The 17966-nt window shown below is 56.0% G+C and carries 18 protein-coding genes; 7 read left to right on the top strand and 11 right to left on the bottom strand.

Going from position 1 to position 17966, the window contains the following annotated elements; genetic code table 11:
• Positions 1-90: 90 nt before the first annotated feature.
• From ACR6JA_RS07825 to ACR6JA_RS07815, 3 genes are read left to right on the top strand one after another with little or no spacing between them, the layout of a single operon-like run.
• On the top strand, positions 91-1248 hold the full coding sequence (locus tag ACR6JA_RS07825; RefSeq protein WP_213714750.1) for an SIS domain-containing protein: 1158 nt from the start codon (positions 91-93) through the stop codon (positions 1246-1248).
• 10 nt (positions 1249-1258) lie between these two features.
• Positions 1259-2137: a tagatose-bisphosphate aldolase subunit KbaY gene (gene kbaY / locus ACR6JA_RS07820; RefSeq protein WP_494493838.1), complete on the top strand. Its 879-nt coding sequence runs from the start codon at positions 1259-1261 to the stop codon at positions 2135-2137.
• A gap of 22 nt (positions 2138-2159) precedes the next feature.
• A complete protein-coding gene (locus ACR6JA_RS07815) occupies positions 2160-4049 on the top strand; it encodes an alpha-galactosidase (RefSeq protein WP_494493837.1) in 1890 nt (629 codons plus the stop codon).
• Between the two features lie 197 nt (positions 4050-4246).
• Here ACR6JA_RS07815 and rsmI read toward each other — a convergent pair whose 3' ends face one another.
• On the bottom strand, positions 4247-5113 hold the full coding sequence (rsmI, locus tag ACR6JA_RS07810; RefSeq protein WP_166867245.1) for a 16S rRNA (cytidine(1402)-2'-O)-methyltransferase: 867 nt from the start codon (positions 5111-5113) through the stop codon (positions 4247-4249).
• 61 nt (positions 5114-5174) lie between these two features.
• Between rsmI and ACR6JA_RS07805 the strand changes: the two genes are divergently transcribed.
• Genes ACR6JA_RS07805 through dolP form a run of 4 tightly spaced genes read left to right on the top strand, consistent with a single transcriptional unit; the run spans position 5175 to position 8850 of the window.
• Positions 5175-7277, top strand: a complete 2103-nt coding sequence (locus tag ACR6JA_RS07805; protein WP_494493836.1) for a penicillin-binding protein activator — start codon at positions 5175-5177, stop codon at positions 7275-7277.
• On the top strand, positions 7235-7630 hold the full coding sequence (locus tag ACR6JA_RS07800) for a YraN family protein (protein WP_494493835.1): 396 nt from the start codon (positions 7235-7237) through the stop codon (positions 7628-7630). Before ACR6JA_RS07805 ends, ACR6JA_RS07800 begins: the two co-directional genes overlap by 43 nt.
• 21 nt (positions 7631-7651) lie before the next feature.
• On the top strand, positions 7652-8242 hold the full coding sequence (gene diaA, locus ACR6JA_RS07795) for a DnaA initiator-associating protein DiaA (RefSeq protein WP_008453676.1): 591 nt from the start codon (positions 7652-7654) through the stop codon (positions 8240-8242).
• A 32-nt stretch (positions 8243-8274) separates the two neighbouring features.
• Positions 8275-8850 (top strand): division/outer membrane stress-associated lipid-binding lipoprotein, encoded by a 576-nt coding sequence (gene dolP / locus ACR6JA_RS07790; protein ID WP_008453679.1) that lies wholly within the window; start codon positions 8275-8277, stop codon positions 8848-8850.
• A 148-nt stretch (positions 8851-8998) separates the two neighbouring features.
• On the opposite strand, the gene ACR6JA_RS07785 is transcribed toward dolP, so the two are convergent.
• The 10 genes from ACR6JA_RS07785 to ACR6JA_RS07740 all read right to left on the bottom strand — a co-directional run bounded on the left by ACR6JA_RS07785 (position 8999) and on the right by ACR6JA_RS07740 (position 17771).
• Positions 8999-10909 (bottom strand): PRD domain-containing protein, encoded by a 1911-nt coding sequence (locus ACR6JA_RS07785; RefSeq protein WP_166993241.1) that lies wholly within the window; start codon positions 10907-10909, stop codon positions 8999-9001.
• Positions 10910-10955: 46 nt separating this feature from the next.
• A complete protein-coding gene (locus tag ACR6JA_RS07780; protein ID WP_494493834.1) occupies positions 10956-12107 on the bottom strand; it encodes a lactonase family protein in 1152 nt (383 codons plus the stop codon).
• Between the two features lie 182 nt (positions 12108-12289).
• Positions 12290-13030, bottom strand: a complete 741-nt coding sequence (gene dagF / locus ACR6JA_RS07775; protein ID WP_213714759.1) for a 2-dehydro-3-deoxy-phosphogluconate aldolase — start codon at positions 13028-13030, stop codon at positions 12290-12292.
• A 2-nt stretch (positions 13031-13032) separates the two neighbouring features.
• Entirely contained in the window at positions 13033-14145 is a 1113-nt protein-coding gene (locus tag ACR6JA_RS07770; RefSeq protein WP_494493833.1) for a DgaE family pyridoxal phosphate-dependent ammonia lyase, read from the bottom strand.
• Positions 14129-15262, bottom strand: a complete 1134-nt coding sequence (locus ACR6JA_RS07765) for an amidohydrolase/deacetylase family metallohydrolase (protein WP_494493832.1) — start codon at positions 15260-15262, stop codon at positions 14129-14131. The genes ACR6JA_RS07770 and ACR6JA_RS07765 overlap by 17 nt, the downstream gene beginning before the upstream one ends.
• A gap of 55 nt (positions 15263-15317) precedes the next feature.
• Positions 15318-15959 (bottom strand): DUF4310 family protein, encoded by a 642-nt coding sequence (locus tag ACR6JA_RS07760; RefSeq protein ID WP_008453690.1) that lies wholly within the window; start codon positions 15957-15959, stop codon positions 15318-15320.
• A gap of 11 nt (positions 15960-15970) precedes the next feature.
• A complete protein-coding gene (locus ACR6JA_RS07755; RefSeq protein WP_008453692.1) occupies positions 15971-16747 on the bottom strand; it encodes a DUF4311 domain-containing protein in 777 nt (258 codons plus the stop codon).
• A gap of 24 nt (positions 16748-16771) precedes the next feature.
• Complete coding sequence (locus ACR6JA_RS07750) at positions 16772-17068, bottom strand: DUF4312 family protein (protein ID WP_008453694.1); 297 nt, start codon at positions 17066-17068, stop codon at positions 16772-16774.
• Between the two features lie 2 nt (positions 17069-17070).
• Positions 17071-17433, bottom strand: a complete 363-nt coding sequence (locus ACR6JA_RS07745; protein ID WP_008453696.1) for an SFCGS family glycine-rich protein — start codon at positions 17431-17433, stop codon at positions 17071-17073.
• Positions 17434-17450: 17 nt separating this feature from the next.
• Positions 17451-17771, bottom strand: coding sequence for a glycine dehydrogenase (locus ACR6JA_RS07740; protein WP_419656866.1), 321 nt, complete (start codon positions 17769-17771; stop codon positions 17451-17453).
• Positions 17772-17966: the final 195 nt, after the last annotated feature.

The following is a 17966-nucleotide window of genomic DNA, read 5'->3' as shown; positions in this document are numbered from 1 at the left end:
AAAGTACTAAAAACCATCAAATGAAACAAAACGAAAGATTATGGGCGATAAAAAGCCGACATATGACGCTGTAATGCTAAGGACTGAGTCATGAGTGAAACTTCCACGGCCACAGATCGCAGCCACACGACCTGGACTGAAAAAGAGATCCGCCAGCAGCCCGTGAGCTGGATCCGTTCCCTGCAACAGATAGACCGCGCGCGCGACGAGATCGCCGCCTTCCTGAATCCACTACTTGCGAACGACAAGTTAAAAATTATCCTTACTGGCGCTGGAACCTCGGCGTTTATCGGCGACATCATTGCACCGTGGCTGTCTCGCCACACCGGCAAACAGTTTGTTGCCGTGCCAACCACGGATCTGGTGACCAATCCGCTGGACTATCTCTTCCCTGAACAGCCCACGCTGCTGGTTTCCTTCGCTCGCTCCGGTAACAGCCCCGAAAGCGTCGCTGCGGTGGAACTTGCCAACCAGCTCGTGAAATCCTGCTATCACATAACCATCACCTGTAACGAGGGCGGTAGTCTCTACCGCAGCGCGCTGGAGGACAAACGCTCACTGCCGCTGCTGATGCCTGCGGAAACGCACGATCGCGGTTTTGCCATGACGAGCAGCATCACGACCATGATGGCAAGCTGCCTTGCGGTTTTCGCCCCGGGCGTGATCAACACGCAGTCATTTCAGGATGTCGCTCACCGCTGTGCCCAAATCATTCATTCACAGGGCGATTTCAGAGAGATTCCGTTTGGCGATCTTCCCTATGAACGCGTGGTCTACCTGGGCAGCGGTGGCTTGCAGGGCGTGGCGCGAGAAGCCTCTCTGAAGGTGCTTGAACTCACGGCTGGCAAGCTGGCGGCGTTTTACGACACACCAACCGGCTTCAGGCATGGCCCAAAATCCCTGGTCAATAGTAAGACGCTGGCGATCGTGCTGGTCTCCAGCGATCCGTACACTCGCCAGTACGATCTGGATCTGCTGGCGGAGCTGCGCCGGGACAGTCTGGCTATGCAAACGATCGCCATTTCAGCCTCCTCCAGCCCCGAGATCGCATCAGGCCCGCATATCCTGCTGCCTGCGGCAGATCGTACGTTCCTCGACGTTGAGCAGGCGTTTTGCTTCCTGATATATGCCCAGGTTTTCGCCCTCACTTCCTCCGTTAAAGCAGGCATTACGCCGGACACGCCTTCCGCCAGCGGCACGGTTAATCGCGTAGTTAAAGGCGTCGTTATTCATCCCTGGAAAGGCTGAGAGGTTCATCATGAGCATTATATCCACGAAGTATCTGCTTCAGGACGCACAGGCCAGAGGCTATGCGGTACCGGCTTTTAATATCCACAATGCCGAAACCATCCAGGCGATTCTTGAAGTGTGCAAAGAGATGCATTCCCCGGTGATCCTTGCCGGCACGCCGGGCACCTTTAAACATATCGCTTTCGAAGAGATTTACGCACTGTGCCACGCCTATTCCGAAAGCTACGGCATACCGCTGGCTCTGCACCTCGATCATCACGAAAGCCTGGCGGACATCAGCCGCAAAGTTAACGCAGGCGTGCGCAGCGCCATGATTGACGGCAGCCACTTCCCCTTTGCTGACAACGCGAAGCTGGTGAGATCCGTGGTCGAGTTTTGCCACCGCAACGACTGCAGCGTCGAGGCCGAACTAGGCCGACTCGGCGGCGTGGAAGACGACATGGATGTGGATGAAGAAAGCGCTTTTCTGACCGATCCGCAGGAAGCCCGCCGCTTTGTTGAGCTCACCGGCGTCGATAGCCTGGCGGTTGCCATTGGCACCGCACACGGCCTGTATACCAAACGCCCGAAAATAGACTTCAAACGGCTGGGTGAGATCCGCGACGTCGTCAGCGTCCCGCTGGTGCTGCACGGCGCGAGTGACGTGCCTGACGAGTTTGTTCGCCGCGCCATCGAGCTTGGCGTCTGCAAAGTGAATGTTGCGACGGAATTAAAAATCGCCTTCGCCGCCGCGGTGAAAGAATGGTTTGGCGCTAACCCGGAAGGCAACGACCCACGCTTTTACATGCGCGTCGGCATGGACGCGATGAAAGAAGTGGTGCGTAGCAAAGTCGCTGTATGCGGCTCGGCGAATAAGTTGCTGCCGGAATCAGAAGCGGCGCTTTAACTCTCTGCTGTAAGGACCTCTGATGAAGACAATAATAAAAAGCTCCCTGCTCATGATGTTCATGAGCAACGCCGCGCTGGCTGCTCAGTACCAGCTTGAAAATACAAACCTTGCCGTCTCTTTCGACGATTCAGGCTCGGCAGTGGTGGTGAAAGACCGGCTATCCGACCACAAACTGGCTCCTGTCGAACTATTCTTTCTGACGCTGCCGGACGAAAAAGTTATCCATACCGCCGACTTTAAAATCAAAAACGTCAGCAAAACGGCAGACGCCATTCAGATTAATTACGAGCGAGACGATTTCTCGGTCAACGTGACCCTGAGACTGCTGAAGGGTAAATACGCGGCGGTGGACTACACGCTGCAGGCAAAAGGCCAGCCGCGTGAAGTCGCGAAGATCACCTTCTTTCCGACCAAAGGCCAGGCACAGGCACCCTATGTCAACGGCGCCATCAACAGTTCCCCCATCGTGGCGGACAGTTTCTATATGCTGCCGCAAAAACCGATCGTGAATACCTACGCCTACGAAACCACCACCAACCTGAACGTTGAGCTCAAAACACCGATTAAAACCGACGCCCCGGTGACCTATACGCTCTACTTTGGCACGTTTGAAGCAACAGACCAGCTTCGCCGTAGCTTTAATGAATTTATCAACGCCATGCGCCCGCGCCCTTATCAGCCTTACCTGCACTACAACAGCTGGATGGACATCGGCTTCTTCACGCCCTACACCGAGAAGGACGTGCTGACCCGCATGGATGAATACGCCAGCGAACTGATAAGCAAGCGGGGCGTGAAGCTCGACGGCTTCCTGCTGGATGACGGCTGGGACGATTTGACCGGGAAGTGGCTGTTTAGTCCGGCGTTTAAGCATGGCTTTGGTGTTATCAAAGAAAAAGCGGACAGTTTGCATACTTCCGTGGGGCTGTGGCTCTCACCGTGGGGTGGCTACAACAAACCACGCGACGTGCGCGTTTCACACGCCAAAGAGAACGGCTTTGAAACCGTGGACGGCAAATTTGCCCTCTCAGGCCCCAACTACTTCCACAATTTTAATCAGCAAATTATCGGGCTTATCAAAAACGAACATATCACCTCGTTTAAGCTCGACGGTATGGGCAACGCCAACTCGTACATCAAAGGCAGCCCCTACGCCTCTGACTTTGATGCCTCCATTGAGCTAATCAAAAACATGCGGGCCGCCAACAAAGATCTGTTTATCAACCTGACGACCGGTACCAACGCCAGCCCGTCCTGGCTGTTCTACGCCGACTCCATCTGGCGCCAGGGCGATGACATCAACGTTTATGGCAAAGGTTCGCCGGTGCAACAGTGGATAACCTATCGCGACGCGGAAACTTATCGCTCCATCGTGCGTAAAGGCCCACTTTTCCCAATTAACTCACTGATGTACCACGGCATTGTCAGCGCGGAACATGCCTACTTTGGGCTGGAAAAAGTACAAACGGACCAGGACTTTGCGGATCAGACCTGGAGTTACTTCGCCACCGGCACGCAGCTGCAGGAGCTGTACATCACGCCTTCAATGCTGAACAACGCTAAATGGGACACGCTTGCCGACGCAGCGAAATGGTCAAGAGCGAACAGCAGCGTGCTGGTCGACAGCCATTGGGTTGGCGGCGACCCTACACAGCTTGAGGTTTACGGCTGGGCATCGTGGAGTAAAGAGAAAGCAATATTGGGCCTGCGGAACCCGTCAGATAAGCCGCAAAGCTACTATCTCGACCTGAGTAAGAGCTTTGAAGTGCCGAACGGTGAGGCCACGCGCTTTACGCTAAAGCAGGTTTACGGCGAGAACGAGACCGTAGCCAACGACTACAGTAAGCCGCTGGTTGTGACGCTGAACCCGCTGGAAACGCTGGTGATTGAGGCAACGCCGGTCAACTAGCAAAACCATAAGGCCCGAATATATCGGGCCTTATTCACTCGGTCATTCACAAGCCTTCTCTGCCACCAGCACAATACCACGTCGGGATTCATCAGGAGACAGGCTCCAAATCTCAGATTCAGGAATGCTTTCACCGTCATAGCAAACACACTCTCCATCATAGGGCGAGGTGAAAACCAGGAGCCGGCTCGAGAAAACTATTTCTCGCTGTTTTCTAACGCATATTTGTACAAGGCATTCTTTTTCACGCCGTGAATTTCAGCGGCAAGCGCTGCAGCCTTTTTCAGCGGCAACTCAGCCTGCAGCAATGCCAGCGTACGCAGCGCTTCGGCGGGGAGTTCATCATCGCTTTGGACTTTAAAGCCCTCAACAATCAGCACCATTTCGCCTTTGCGGCGGTTTTCATCTTCCTTCACCCATGCCAGCAGCTCGCCTACGGGCGCACCGTGAATCGACTCCCAGGTTTTGGTCAACTCGCGCGCCAGCACCACGTAGCGGGATTCGCCCAGCACCGTGCAAATATCATCGAGACTGTCGAGCAGGCGGTGGGTGGATTCATAGAAAATCAGCGTTCTCGGTTCCTGCTCAATCGCCTTCAGCGCATCGCGGCGACCTTTGGATTTTGCAGGCAAAAAACCTTCATAGCAAAAACGGTCAGACGGCAAGCCAGCTGCGCTGAGTGCCGCGATAGCGGCGCATGGGCCAGGAAGCGGCACGACGCGAATCCCCGCTTCGCGGCAGGTGCGCACGAGGTGGTAGCCCGGGTCGTTAATCAGCGGCGTACCGGCGTCTGACACCAGCGCAATGCTTTGGCCTTCCTGCAGCTTCGCCAGTAGCGTTTCCGCTTTTTGTTGCTCATTGTGATCGTGAAGTGCGAAGAGTCGCGCATTAATCGCAAAATGCTGCAGCAAAAGTCCGGTATGACGGGTATCTTCTGCGGCAATCAGATCAACGCTTTGCAACACTGAGAGGGCCCGCTGGGTGATATCCCCGAGGTTGCCGATAGGCGTCGGGACGATGTAGAGCGTACTGGCTGAAATCGCCGCCGTTTCGTGTTGTTTCATTGTTTCATCCGTATTGCCGATTTAATATTGTACATTGGGAAATAAAACCACTGGATACAGAATGCTACCCTTAACCTTGAATCGTTCAAAAGCCGGGCGCTGCCTGCCTGTGTTGCTCGCGGCGCTGATTTTTGCCGGCTGTTCAACCCAGGCGCCGGATCAGTCCGCCACGCTGCTGCAGGGCGACACCACCGCCGGGTCCGCTTACTATCTGCAGCAAATGCAGCAAAGTGCAGATGATAGCAAGACCAACTGGCAATTACTCGCCATTCGTTCCCTGCTAAAGGAAGGCAAACCTCAGCAGGCCGTGGCGTTGTATAACCAACTGCCGCAGCAGCTCAACGATACTCAAGTGCGTGAACAACAGCTACTGGTGCCGGAAGTGAAGATTGCGCAGAAAGATTTCAGCGCCGCTTCTGCCCTGCTGGAAAAGATTGACCCGAGCGCACTCGACAAGGGCCAACAGAGCCGTTATTACCAGGCTGTGATTGACGCTTCTCAGGGACGCCCGTCTTTAGCGCTGCTGCGCGCGTATATTGCTCAGGAACCGCTGCTGAAAGGCGATGCACATCAAAAGAACATTGATGGCACCTGGCAGGTTCTGTCGCAGTTCTCCCCAGAGCAAATGAACAGCCTGGTGATTAACGCCGACGAAAATACCCTGCAGGGTTGGCTGGATCTGCAGCACGTCTGGAGCGATAACCGTAACGATCCGAACATGCTGAAAGCCGGGATTCAGGACTGGCAAACGCGCTACCCGAATAATCCGGGTTCAAAGACGCTGCCGACTCAGTTGGTGAATGTTCAAAACTTCAAACCGGCCTCAACCGGTAAAATCGCTCTCCTGCTGCCGCTCAACGGCCAGGCTGCGGTGTTTGGCCGCGCGATTGAGCAAGGGTTTGAAGCGGCGAAAAACAACGGCGTCGCGCCGGTTGCAACCGTTCAGCCTGCCGCCCAGCCCGTAGATCCTAATGCGCAACAACAGGCTGCTCCGCCTCAAGAAGCGCCTCAGCCGCAAGCGTCTCAGGCCCCCGCAGATCCTAATGCTGCAGTAAGTCCGGCAAGTGCGTCCGTCAGCGATTTAACAGACCAGAAGGCACAGGCCGCAACGCCGCAAACCGCAGCACCAGCAACGCCGTCTGCCCAGCCAGACGCACAAACCGCGCCATCTGTTGCCGCGAACCCTTCGGCAGAAATTAAGATTTACGACACCAGCAGCCAGCCGCTCTCTCAGGTTCTGGCTCAGGCGCAGCAGGACGGCGCCACGCTGGTCGTTGGCCCGCTGCTAAAAAACAATGTTGACCAGTTGGCCAGCACCAACAGCCCGTTAAATATTCTGGCGCTTAACCAGCCTGAAAACGTGCAGAATCGCCCTAACATCTGCTATTTCGCACTTTCTCCAGAAGACGAAGCTCGTGACGCCGCAGATCACATCTGGCAGCAAAGCCACCGCAATCCGCTGATGCTGATCCCTTCTAACGCTCTGGGCGACCGAGTGGCGAAAGCCTTTGCCACCGAATGGCAGAAACTCGGCGGCGGTCTGGTACTGCAGCAGAAATTTGGTTCAGTGAGCGACCTGAAACGCGGGATTAACAGCGGCTCCGGCATCGCCTTGACCGGCACCCCGGTAAGTACGCCGTCCAATACGCCGCCAGGCGTCACCATTGGCGGACTGACTATTCCGGCAGCACCTACGGATGCGCAAATTACCGCCGGCAGCAGCGGCAACGTAGACGCGGTCTATATCATTGCGACCTCCGAAGAAGTGGCGCTGATCAAACCGATGATTGCGATGCGCACTGGCAGCCGCGGCAGCGCTCAGCTGTATGCCAGCTCGCGCAGCTCGCAGGGCGTGAATGGCCCGGACTACCGACTAGAAATGGAAGGCCTGCAGTTTAGTGAAATCCCGATGCTTTCCGGTGGTAATCCACAGCTGATGCAGCAGGCCTTAAGCAGCGTCAATAATGACTACTCGCTGGCGCGTCTGTATGCCATGGGCGTAGACGCCTGGACACTGGCCAGCCATTTCTCGCAGATACGCCAGGTGCCGGGTTATCAGGTGAACGGCAACACCGGGCAGCTGACCGCCAGCCAGGACTGCGTCATTAACAGGAAGTTAAATTGGCTGCAATTCAGTCAGGGTCAGATCGTTCCGGTACCCTGAACCGCAAGCAACGCGGCGCGCGCTATGAACAGCAGGCGCGTCGCTATCTTGAGCACGAGGGAATGCGCTTTGTGGCCGCGAACGTGCACGTTCGCGGCGGCGAAATCGACCTTATTATGCAACAGCAGCAGGTTATCGTTTTTGTGGAAGTGCGTTTTCGACGTAACGATAAGTTCGGCGGAGCCGCCGCCAGCGTGACGCGCAGCAAGCAGCTGCGCCTGCTGCATGCCGCTCAGGTTTGGCTTAGCGGCAAAGGTCAAAGTTTTGATACTGTAGATTGCCGTTTCGATGTGTTAGCTTTCACCGGCAATGAAATAGCGTGGCTGACCAACGCGTTTGCCGCCGATATCTAAAAAACTCCAGGTAGAATCAACGTGCTCGAAAGAATCAAAGTCTGCTTCACGGAAAGTATTCAAACTCAGATTGCCGCAGCGGAAGCCCTGCCGGACGCCATCTCCCGTGCAGCGATGACGCTGGTTCAGTCTTTACTGAACGGCAACAAAATCCTCTGTTGTGGCAATGGCACCTCCGCCGCCAACGCACAGCATTTTGCTGCCAGCATGATCAACCGTTTTGAAACAGAGCGTCCTAGTTTACCGGCCATTGCACTTAATGCAGATAATGTGGTCTTAACCGCGATCGCTAACGACCGTCTGCATGAAGAAGTTTATGCCAAACAGGTTCGTGCGCTGGGCCACGCCGGGGACGTTTTGCTGGCGATTTCCACCCGAGGCAATAGCCGTGATATTGTCAAAGCGGTTGAGGCCGCTGTCACCCGCGACATGACCATCGTCGCGCTGACGGGCTATGACGGCGGCGAACTGGCAGGACTGTTGGGGCCACAGGATGTTGAAATCCGAATCCCTTCTCATCGAAGCGCCCGCATCCAGGAGATGCATATGCTGACGGTGAACTGTTTATGCGATCTGATCGACAATACGCTATTTCCCCACCAGGATGGCTAATAGCTAATTTTGAGAAAGGAGAAGGAATGAACATGAAGGCCATTACGCCAGTCGCAGTTCTTATTTCCGCGCTGTTGCTGCAGGGCTGCGTCGGTGCCGTTGTTGTGGGAAGCGCCGCCGTAGCGACAAAAACTGCGACAGACCCACGCACAGTCGGGACGCAGGTTGATGACGGCACGCTTGAATTACGCGTGAACAGCGCGCTCAACAAGGATGAGCAGATCAAGAAAGAAGCGCGTATTAACGTGACGGCTTACCAGGGCAAAGTGCTGCTGGCTGGTCAGTCTCCTAACCCAGACCTCGCCTCTCGTGCGAAGCAAATTGCGTTGGGCGTAGACGGCGCAACCGAAGTCTATAACGAGATTCGAATTATGGCTCCGGTCGGACTGGGTGTCGCATCGAGCGATACGTGGATCACCACAAAAGTTCGATCTCAGTTGCTCACCAGCGACCAGGTAAAATCGTCTAACGTGAAAGTCACCACCGAGAATGGCGAGGTATTCCTGCTCGGCCTGGTAACCGAACGTGAAGGTAAAGCCGCGGCGGATATTGCCAGCCGGGTTAGCGGCGTGAAGCACGTCACCACCGCGTTCACGATCCTGAAATAACGGCCCTTCACCCTAACCCTCTCCCCACAAGGGAGAGGGGATAACACCAGCCAGTCGATTGAATTTCCGACAGTTTTCATTCTGGCGAAGTAAACGTTGCCCACAGAATCCCCCCCCCTCTCCCTTCCTGAATGAGGGTCAACGGTGATTACAGCTTACTCAGGCACTCCATCGCCACGGCTTTAAAACTGTCAAAATCCTTACTCTCGCGCAGCCGAACCATCGCTCGCTCACGCAGGAAGGTCACAAACAGGTCGTAAATCGCCATCGCCTCTTCGTATTCACTTTTGCTAATCGCCAGCAGGAAGATCACGTACGCCGTCTCATCCCCCCAGCTAATACCGTGTGGCGCCAGCACTGTGTAAACCACCGTTTTTTTCGCCAGCAGGCCCAGCGAGTGCGGCAGCGCAATACCTTCGCCCAGCATGGTGCTGACAATGGCCTCGCGCTCCACAACCGACGGGTGAAAGTCTGCATCAACCACGCCTTCCCGCTCCAGTTGCTCGCAGAGCGTCAGGAACAACTGCTGCTGCGTCATAGGTTGATCGATAATGCGGAAATGGCTGGCATCGAAGAATTTCTCCAGCATGTAAGGTCTTGTTCTGTCCACCAACACCAGCTTACCAAGCTGCTCGAGCTGATAGTCCGTCGGGAACGGCGCCATCACCACCACCGGCTTTTCTTTCTCATTTATGCGCGCCGTGCTGATCACAAAGTCCTCATCCACGGTTTCAAGCTGCTCATAATCGCGCAGAGAGATAATGTTGGTCACTTCCACCTGCGGATATTTACGCAGCAGCATGGCCTGCAGCATACGCACCGTCGAATTCCCTGTATCGCAAACCAGCAGCACGCGAGGATGGCGCTGGTAGCCAATATTGTAATGACGCTCCAGACCCACACCGATGTGCAACACCAGAAAACCAATTTCGTTTTCGCTGATAGCGTAAGGGGTATATTTTCCCCAGCTTGAGACCGCCGCCAGCGTCATGTCGTAAGCCAACGGGTAATGCTGTTTGATGTTAGCCAGCAGAGGATTCGGGATGTTTATCTGGTAGCGCACCCGGGTGATCATTGTCTTGATATGGGTCAGCAGGTCGGCGTGCAGCTGCTCGTCGCTGAGAAGATTGTAGTTATAGTGGGTATTGATGTAGCGCAGAATGTAGTTAACCAGCGCCTCATCATCGTCGGCGCTGATCGCGCTCGGCGCCACTTCCTGCACCTGCCGCGAGGCGATGTGCACCTGCAGCCACTGCTCTTCAGCTTCGGAAAGCGGCTTCCCCGCCAGTTGCTGAAGAAGAGCGGCAATCTGTCTGGCTGCCTCTTTCACCTGGACATCAACGCTATCCGCCGTAAATTCCGGTAGCGGATAGCCTTCGCTGATGCGACGAACCGCCACCGAACAATAGAGGCGAATAAACTGCTCGCCTTCATCGGTCAGGCGGATGTGGCAACGGGTAAAACAATCGTGCAGCGAACCGGCGAGCAACTCCGGGACACCCGCGTTCAGCGCTTCTTCCGTCAATAACGGATTTTCGCTGTCCTCTAAGGTTAACTGCCACAGCAGGTCAGTCAGGCAGGCGCGTATAGCCGTTTCGCTGCCGAACAGCTTCATGCCGTGGCGCGGGCGTGTCTCAATGGTCAGATGATAGCGGTTAAACCACTCCCGTACTTCGGCCATATCGCTTTGCAGCGTGGCCCGGCTGACAAACCACTCTTCGGCCAGATCTTCCAGCTTCAGTGAAAACGCCGCCGTCAAAAAACGCACCACAAGGTAATGCACGCGTTCTGGCGAAGTACGAGGAATACGAAGCTGACGCGGACGATGCTGCACCAGCTCGCCATAACGCTCAGTATCCTCGATATTCAGTTGATAGCCCGCACCGCGGGTAAGCGTAAACTGAGCCCCGAAGCCTGACATCAGCGCATTAAGCGCCGTGATATCGGCCCGAACCGTACGAGTAGAAACGGACAAACGCCGCGCCAGTTCATCCTGGGGCAGCGTTTCGTTTTGCAGCATCTCAAAAAGCTGAGCCAGCCGTTGATTGGGGAATCTCACTACCGCTTCCTTTGGTTATCAGGGCGTTTAAGCGCCCCGTCCTGCTTTACTTAAACGGGGTGAAGACCATCTGTGACGGGCTTCCCACCACCGTATAATCCTCGATAAAAGTTAATTTACCGCTGCCCGGGGCCACGCTAAAACGAGTAATGTTGTCGCTGCGCTGGTTCAGGGCATAAAGGTGTTTGCCGGTATTATCCAGCGTCAGGCCTCGTGGATAGTCGCCTCTGGTCCAGATATCGTCCTGATGCGTAAGCTCGCCGTTAGCGCCCACGCTGAAATGCGCAATGCTGTTATGCAGGCGGTTGGCCACATACAGTTGCTTGCCGTCGTGGCTCAGTACCAGGCCCGCGGCAAAGCTTGTACCCTTATAGCCTTTTGGCAGGGAAGAAATCGTCTTTCCTTCTGTCAGCGTGCCTTTCTCACGGTCGAGCTTGTAATGGGTAAGCGTAGAAGCTTCTTCGTTAATCAACCACAGGCTTGCGCCGTCTGCGGCAAAGACAAAATGGCGTGGCCCCGCGCCTTTTGAAGAGGCGGCGATAAACGGCGGATCGTTTGGCTCCAGCACGCCTTTGCTTTGATCGAAGCGATACTGGTAGATCCGATCCAGGCCAAGATCGGTGGAGAAGACAAACTTGCCGCTCGGATCGGCGGCAATCATATGGGCATGCGGGCCGTTATGATCGCTGGCGGCAAAGCTACCTTCTACCGCAGCTTCTGGTTTTGCCGCGCCCGGCTCACCGCTGTCCTGATGCTTGTCGCTGGCTTCCTGCAGGCTACCGTCTGCATTAATCGGCAATACGGCGATTGAGCCACTCACATAGTTAGCCACCAGCAGGTGCTTACCCTGCGGCGTTAGGGACAGATAGACCGGGCCAGCGCCCCCGGAAGAGACCTGATTCAGTTCGATCACACTTCCGTTATCACCCACACGCAATGCCGCTACCACGCCTTTCTCGGCTTCGCTGGCTACGTATAGCGTTTTTCCATCCGGCGACGCAGTGAGCTGTGCGGCGTTCGGCAGCGAGCTGACCAGCGTTTTCTCGCTAAGCGCGCCGGTTTTGGCGTCAACCTGGAAGCGGTAAAGCCCTTCGCCGTTGGGGTTGTAGGTGCCAACCCAGGCATAGTGGCTTTGCGCCGCGCTGTTGCCGGCGGCAAGTAAGGCAAATGAAGCAACAAGCAGAGTGCGTGCAGACATGCGTTTGTCCTCGAAGTGTGGTTGATGAGGATTATACCCTCACCCTAACCCTCCCCCTAAAAGGGAGAGGGGATCTTTCTTTTTCACATCAGTCTTTCTCTCTTCCTCGAAGGAGAACCGGCCTTTCTTTCCCCCTCTCCCCTTTGGGGAGAGGGCCGGGGGCAGGGGAAACAGCGAGCACTTTACCCCACCAGCTTCTTCGTCATCGCCAACAGAGTGGCAACATCCGCCGGGCGCGTATTGCCGCTGGCCTTGTCGATAATTGAGCTGTAAATATGCGGGATCACTTTGCTGACGCCGGCATCCAGCGCAATCTTCAGGATCTCCTCGTAGTTCTCAAGATCGATGCCGCCGGTCGGCTCCAGCCAGAAATCATGCTTCGCACAGGCTTCCGCTACCGCCTGGTACTCTTCGCGGCAGTCCAGCCCGCCCATCGGGAAATATTTGATTGAGCTGCCGCCCATATCCTTCAGCAGCGCAATCGCTGTTTCGACAGGTACAATGCCCTCAGGCGCGCCAGAGCTTAACGGGCCGGTGGAGATTTTTACCATCCCGACGGTGCCGGTCGGCGAAACCAGGCCGTTAACTACGCTGTCAGTCTGGCCCAGCAGAGCGCGGCTGGTCCCCACGCCGGTAAACACCTGATTGACGTGCTGGGGCTGAATCTGGCCGGAGATTTCACTCACCATGGCAGATTGATTGGGATCGCCTGCGCCAAGGCCAACGGACAGCGCGTTGTCGATCAGCGCCGCGTAATCACGCATGTCGGCGACCGCGCTTGCTACATCCGGGTAGTTTTTGGATAACACGCCGACCAGCACGTGGCCTTCCGCCGCCTGGTAAATCTCTTTGGCGTTTTCTTTGGAGCCAGCCAGGACGTTCAGGCACACGCGGTCACGGTAAAAATTCGGGGTCAGTTTCATGCTTATTTCTCCTTGCTTACCAGCGCTTTGATGCAGCGGTAAATAATCTCCAGCTGTGCCGCACTTACGCTGCGCACATCCGCTTCAATAATGCCTTCGTTGGCCTTGTAGCCACGGAAGTAGATGGCGTATTCGCCCTGCTTCAGCTTACCGACCAGCTCGCCGGTGCTGATGCCGACGGTCGCTTCATCGAACTTGATTTCGCTGCGGGCGATATCGCGGCCAGCGGCGTCCCACACCACGCGCGCGGTAACGCCATTCAGCGTGTTCAGGCTGTCGATAAACGGCGTCATTTTGGCGACCATTTCGGCCCCACTCTCTTTGGCTGCGCTCAGGTAATGTTCAATCGCGCAGGTCAGACCGAGAATGCCTTCTTTGCCGACTTTCATCGCACGTCCGATACCGCCAGTTTGCAGCTTAACCCACTCGACGTACTGCTCTTTGCCGATCACCAGCCCGCTGGTTGGGCCTTCAATAGCTTTCGCCCCGCTGTAAATCACCAGGTCTGCCCCGGCGCGGTAGTAGCACCGCAAATCTTCTTCTGCCGCAGCGTCAACAATCAGCGGCAGATTGTGCTTACGCGCCACGACAACGGCCTGCTCAACGCTGAGCATGCTTTTTTGCACCGAATGGTGGGATTTGATGTACAAAATGGCCGCCGTGCGCGGAGAAATAGCTGCGGCCAGCTGGTCCGCCGAACATTCGTTGGCGTAGCCCGCTTCAACGATTTTGCCGCCGCCCAGGTTCACCATCGTGCCGACCGGCGCGCCGAAGTTAACGTTGTGGCCCTTCGGCAGCACGATCTCGTTATTCTCCAATGGGGCCGCGTGTAGGTTCTCGATCAGCCATTGATTGTCTTTTACCAGCACCGCAGCTACGGACTGGGCAATACCGGCAGAAGCGCAGGACACCACGGTCGCCGCTTCAACATCAAGCAGCCCGGCAATGTAGGCGCCGGTCTTGTTGACCAGATCCTTCATTTCGAAGTAGTGATTCATGCCGGTGGTGACCGCATCCACCACTTCCGGGCGAGGCGTAGACACACCGAGAGCGGTCATGCGGCCAGATGCGTTAATCACCTGTTTTAAATTGTATTTTTCATAGATCGAAGACATGTTCAGCTTTCCCTTGTTCGGTAGTAAACCATTTCCCGGCGCGCACTGCGGCCAGCGCCACCAGCGCCTGGTCACCCGTCAGCGTTTGCTGCTCTGCGTCGGTAAATACCGTTGGCTGGCGGCGCAGTTCAAAGACGGTCAGATCGCCATCCAGCCCCACGGCCAGGCGGCCTTTATTTTTCAGACGTAATCCATCCGCAGCGTGCGCGGTCACACAGTCGATCACCTGAGGCAATGACAGGCCAATGGAGAGGAATTTCGACATCACTGCGCCGAGTGAATGCACCGGGCCGCTGATGCGGTTGCGGCAGTAGATATCCGAGCTGATGCTGTGCGGCAGAATGCCCTGCTGGATAGCGACACGCGCCACGTCAAAACTAAAGCTGGCGGTGCCGTGCCCGACATCCAGGCGCACCCCACGCTGGATAGCCTGCGCCACGGAGGCTCGCAGTTGCCCGGCCGGATTGAGAATGCGGTTCGGCTTGCCGTTGTAGCAGTGGGTGATGATATCGCCGCTGGTCAGCAGCTCAGCCACTTCATCGAGATCCGGCGGGTTATTGCCGATATGGACCATCAGCGGCAAATCACCGTTTTCTTTCTGGATAGCCTTGGCGCGCACCAGCGGCGTAATGCCGTTGTCACCTACCACGCTGCTGCTCATGCGTGCTTTTAAGCCCACGATAAAGTCCGGGTGGCGCTTCACCGCGCCGCGCACGGCGTCAGCATCAATATTCGCCATATTGGACAGTTCGTTTTGGGCAATCAGGCCCACGCGGGAGATGTTCAGTAGCGCATAAACTTCGGTCGCTGCGCTGCGGGTGATTTGATAGAAATCGTCGACGTCATCGGCCCCGGTGCTTCCGGCATCAACGACGGTTGTCACGCCGGTATGAATCCCTACGCTGTCAGGTTCGTCATGGTAAATAGGGGACTTGGGGTAACAGTGAACGTGGGAGTCAATCCAGCCGGCGCTGACGTAGTATTCGCCGTTCAGCTGGCGCTCTTCAGTTGCCTCGCAGGTTATTTTGCCTAAGGCGGCAATTTTGCCGTCCTTCAGGGCGATATCGATCACGGTATCGTCCACCAGCCGCGCCTGGCGCAGGATCAGGTCAAACATATCTTTCTCCTTAACTGGCGGGCGAGCCACAGCCCGTCCGCCCTGGAAATACTGCTTACAACGCTACCGGGAAAATGGAACCTAAAATCATTGCGCCCAGGATCGCCCCGCCGGTAATCGGTTTGCCCCAGAGGTAAAACAGCAGAGAGCCGATCAACGAGCCGATGCCGATGGGAATCGAAGCCGTCATGGCGCTGAGGATAATCAACGGCCCAAGGAAGCGGCCGGAGGCGTTACCCGCGCCCATCATGACGTCCGCCCCGTAGGTCGAGTCGCTCTGATTGATGGTGAACTTACGTGCCAGGATGATGATGTAGCCAATGGCGAGACCAATCACCAGGCCAGTCACCAGCGATGCGGCAAAGTTTGCCACCGGGAAGACAAAGCCCGCGCCCAGCAGCAGCGCCGGAACGCCGAGGCCTACGCCAGTTTGAATCGCCCCACCGATATCCAGGATCCCGACCAGAGAGCCTTCGATGATGCGGGCAAACAGGAAGCTGGCGCCAAACGCCGCCACCGCGCCGTAAACGCCGGTATCAATCCCGGACTTCAGCATCGCCACGAAGGCGACTTCGTTAAACGCGCCGATGCCGTACAGGTAGTACATGTGTGTCCCGGCAAACACGCCGGAGGAGAGCAGGCCGACAAAGATCGGGAATGACCAGTCCGCGTACCAAAAGCCTTTATTCTGTTCCATGCGTTATCCCCTTATTTGCCGCTCAGCGAGTTATGCAGCAGATCCAGCCAGTTCGGCACGGTCATGTGGAAAGACTCAATCATCTTCATGTCGAACCCGCGGAAGAAGGCGCTCAGCACAAACAGGGCCACGATAGCCGTCATCATCACTTTGGTGACGCGGTGCCAGCCGCTTTCTTCAACGCCTTTACCGATCAGGATGCCTAGCACCAGTCCCGGCACGGCGTTGCCCATGATCAGCTGCGCTGCGCCGCCGAAAATGGTTGCCCAGAAGCCAGATTTTTTGCCCGCGTCGATAGCCGCCAGCCAGAAAATGACCGGCATCACGGTGTTCACCAGCAGGTTAGCCGCAGGCACCAGCACTTTGACTGCCGTGACCTGAAGTGCCGCCGGCACCGCAGAGGCCGTAGAGTTCAGGAACGCCACCACGATCATGCCGATGATGCCGCAGGCGATAGCCATTTTTTTCGGGTCGTGGAGGGTTTCCGCCACGTTACGGTTCTTCACCATCAGAGCAGCCGCGCCCCAGTTAGGGATAATGCGGTGGTCAACGTCCTGGGTGAATGCCCCCGCCGCGACGGAAGATGCCCAGGCGTTAAAGAAGAAGCCAAGCCCAAAGGAGAAGTGAGAGGCCGGGTCCCCTTCGCAGGAGTTCAGCTCGCCGAGTGTACGAAATGCGCCCATGCCCTGAGAGGTTGGCGCATGGAACATACGCGCGGCCCCGGCACCAACGCCCACACCGACGAGTCCGCCGATAATGAGTGATTTGAATAATATGATTAAGAACATGAGTCTGCCCTTGTTAGTGTTATTTTATTGTGCGACGAAATCCACCTCATCGAGGTTAAGAGCCGTCACGTTGACGGAAACATCCAGCTCCACGCTGTAGCTCCGCCTTTCCCGGCGCAGGAAGAAGAACAGAAAAGCTTCTTTGCGCACCCTGACCTGCGCCTGAACAACCTGCACGTCCTGTGGCTCAATGCGCAGAAGAATGTGGTTGGTGGATTTAAGCACCGTGCCCTGAACGTGATTCAGGGCGTCGGAAAAGGCTTTGGCTTTGGTATCGCCGCGCCCGCTAACTCGCACCGTGGTAGCGAATTTTTCTTTCATACTTAACTGCCGTACTTCTTGTTCCACGCCTGTACCAGGCGCTCACCCAGCTCTTCTTTGTCCATAAAGCCAAAGCCAAGCACGTTGTTGCCTTCGTTAATCGCCGTCACGCCTTCATCAACGGAGCGCATGCCATACTTAGCTTTGTAGCCGTGTTTGGTTTGTGCGGTGATAGCACCTGCGCCGCCGCTGCCGCAGAAGGAGATACCAAAGGTGGCATTCTCCGCTTTCATCACGTCGCCCAGCTTCATGTCGGCGGCGACGCCTGGAATAACCACGGCGCGACCGCCCGCTTTTTCGATCCCTGCTGCAACTTTCTGGCCTTTGCCCAGACGGTCACCAATGACTACGGTAATTTGTTCCATTGTTTTCTCCTGATTATTCAAAGATTGTCTTTCGCCACTTCGAAATGCACTGACAGCAACCACGCTTCTTCTACCGGCAGATTTCCGAACTGATCGACCACCGCCTGCGCCATTTCCATCGACTCCGCGGAGATCTCCTCGAACAAGCTCTCTTCCACTTCTGGTAACGGCTCTCCGGTCAGAGAGCGATGAATCATCGCCTTCACGTGAGAGGCCAGCATTTGTTCCTGTACCGCGTTAGGCGTGATGTGCTTACTTTTGAACAGCGCGTCAATAAAATCCTGAATACGCGCCGTTAACTCCTCGGCTTCATTAACCATTACCGCTCCGTTATTCACCCTGGGTACCTCGTTAACTAATCTGTTTTTTAAGCTACCTGGCGGGGGGAAAGGTTTGTAGCGAGTTGTTTTCCACTTCGAAGTGGAAATCGCGGCGGCAATAGTGATCTGTTCCACATAAAGAGCCGGAATGGCGCTTTTCCGCTGGCTTACCGTGAATTGGCTCACATAACCGGGTGATAAAAGGCCGTTTTT

Source organism: Cedecea sp. B1(4), assembly GCF_059414925.1.
Note: the sequence above shows the minus strand (reverse complement) of the source record. Positions and strands in the feature narration are given on the sequence as shown.

Bases quoted from the DNA above. Each gene is read 5' to 3' on its own strand.
- ACR6JA_RS07825 (WP_213714750.1), top strand. From the start codon at position 91: ATGAGTGAAACTTCCACGGCCACAGATCGCAGCCACACGACCTGGACT.
- rsmI (WP_166867245.1), bottom strand. From the start codon at position 5,113: ATGAAACAACACGAAACGGCGGCGATTTCAGCCAGTACGCTCTACATC.
- ACR6JA_RS07805 (WP_494493836.1), top strand. From the start codon at position 5,175: ATGCTACCCTTAACCTTGAATCGTTCAAAAGCCGGGCGCTGCCTGCCT.
- ACR6JA_RS07760 (WP_008453690.1), bottom strand. From the start codon at position 15,959: ATGGAACAGAATAAAGGCTTTTGGTACGCGGACTGGTCATTCCCGATC.
- dolP (WP_008453679.1), top strand. From the start codon at position 8,275: ATGAAGGCCATTACGCCAGTCGCAGTTCTTATTTCCGCGCTGTTGCTG.
- kbaY (WP_494493838.1), top strand. From the start codon at position 1,259: ATGAGCATTATATCCACGAAGTATCTGCTTCAGGACGCACAGGCCAGA.
- dagF (WP_213714759.1), bottom strand. From the start codon at position 13,030: ATGAAACTGACCCCGAATTTTTACCGTGACCGCGTGTGCCTGAACGTC.
- ACR6JA_RS07780 (WP_494493834.1), bottom strand. From the start codon at position 12,107: ATGTCTGCACGCACTCTGCTTGTTGCTTCATTTGCCTTACTTGCCGCC.
- ACR6JA_RS07815 (WP_494493837.1), top strand. From the start codon at position 2,160: ATGAAGACAATAATAAAAAGCTCCCTGCTCATGATGTTCATGAGCAAC.
- ACR6JA_RS07765 (WP_494493832.1), bottom strand. From the start codon at position 15,262: ATGTTTGACCTGATCCTGCGCCAGGCGCGGCTGGTGGACGATACCGTG.
- ACR6JA_RS07750 (WP_008453694.1), bottom strand. From the start codon at position 17,068: ATGAAAGAAAAATTCGCTACCACGGTGCGAGTTAGCGGGCGCGGCGAT.
- ACR6JA_RS07770 (WP_494493833.1), bottom strand. From the start codon at position 14,145: ATGTCTTCGATCTATGAAAAATACAATTTAAAACAGGTGATTAACGCA.
- ACR6JA_RS07745 (WP_008453696.1), bottom strand. From the start codon at position 17,433: ATGGAACAAATTACCGTAGTCATTGGTGACCGTCTGGGCAAAGGCCAG.
- ACR6JA_RS07755 (WP_008453692.1), bottom strand. From the start codon at position 16,747: ATGTTCTTAATCATATTATTCAAATCACTCATTATCGGCGGACTCGTC.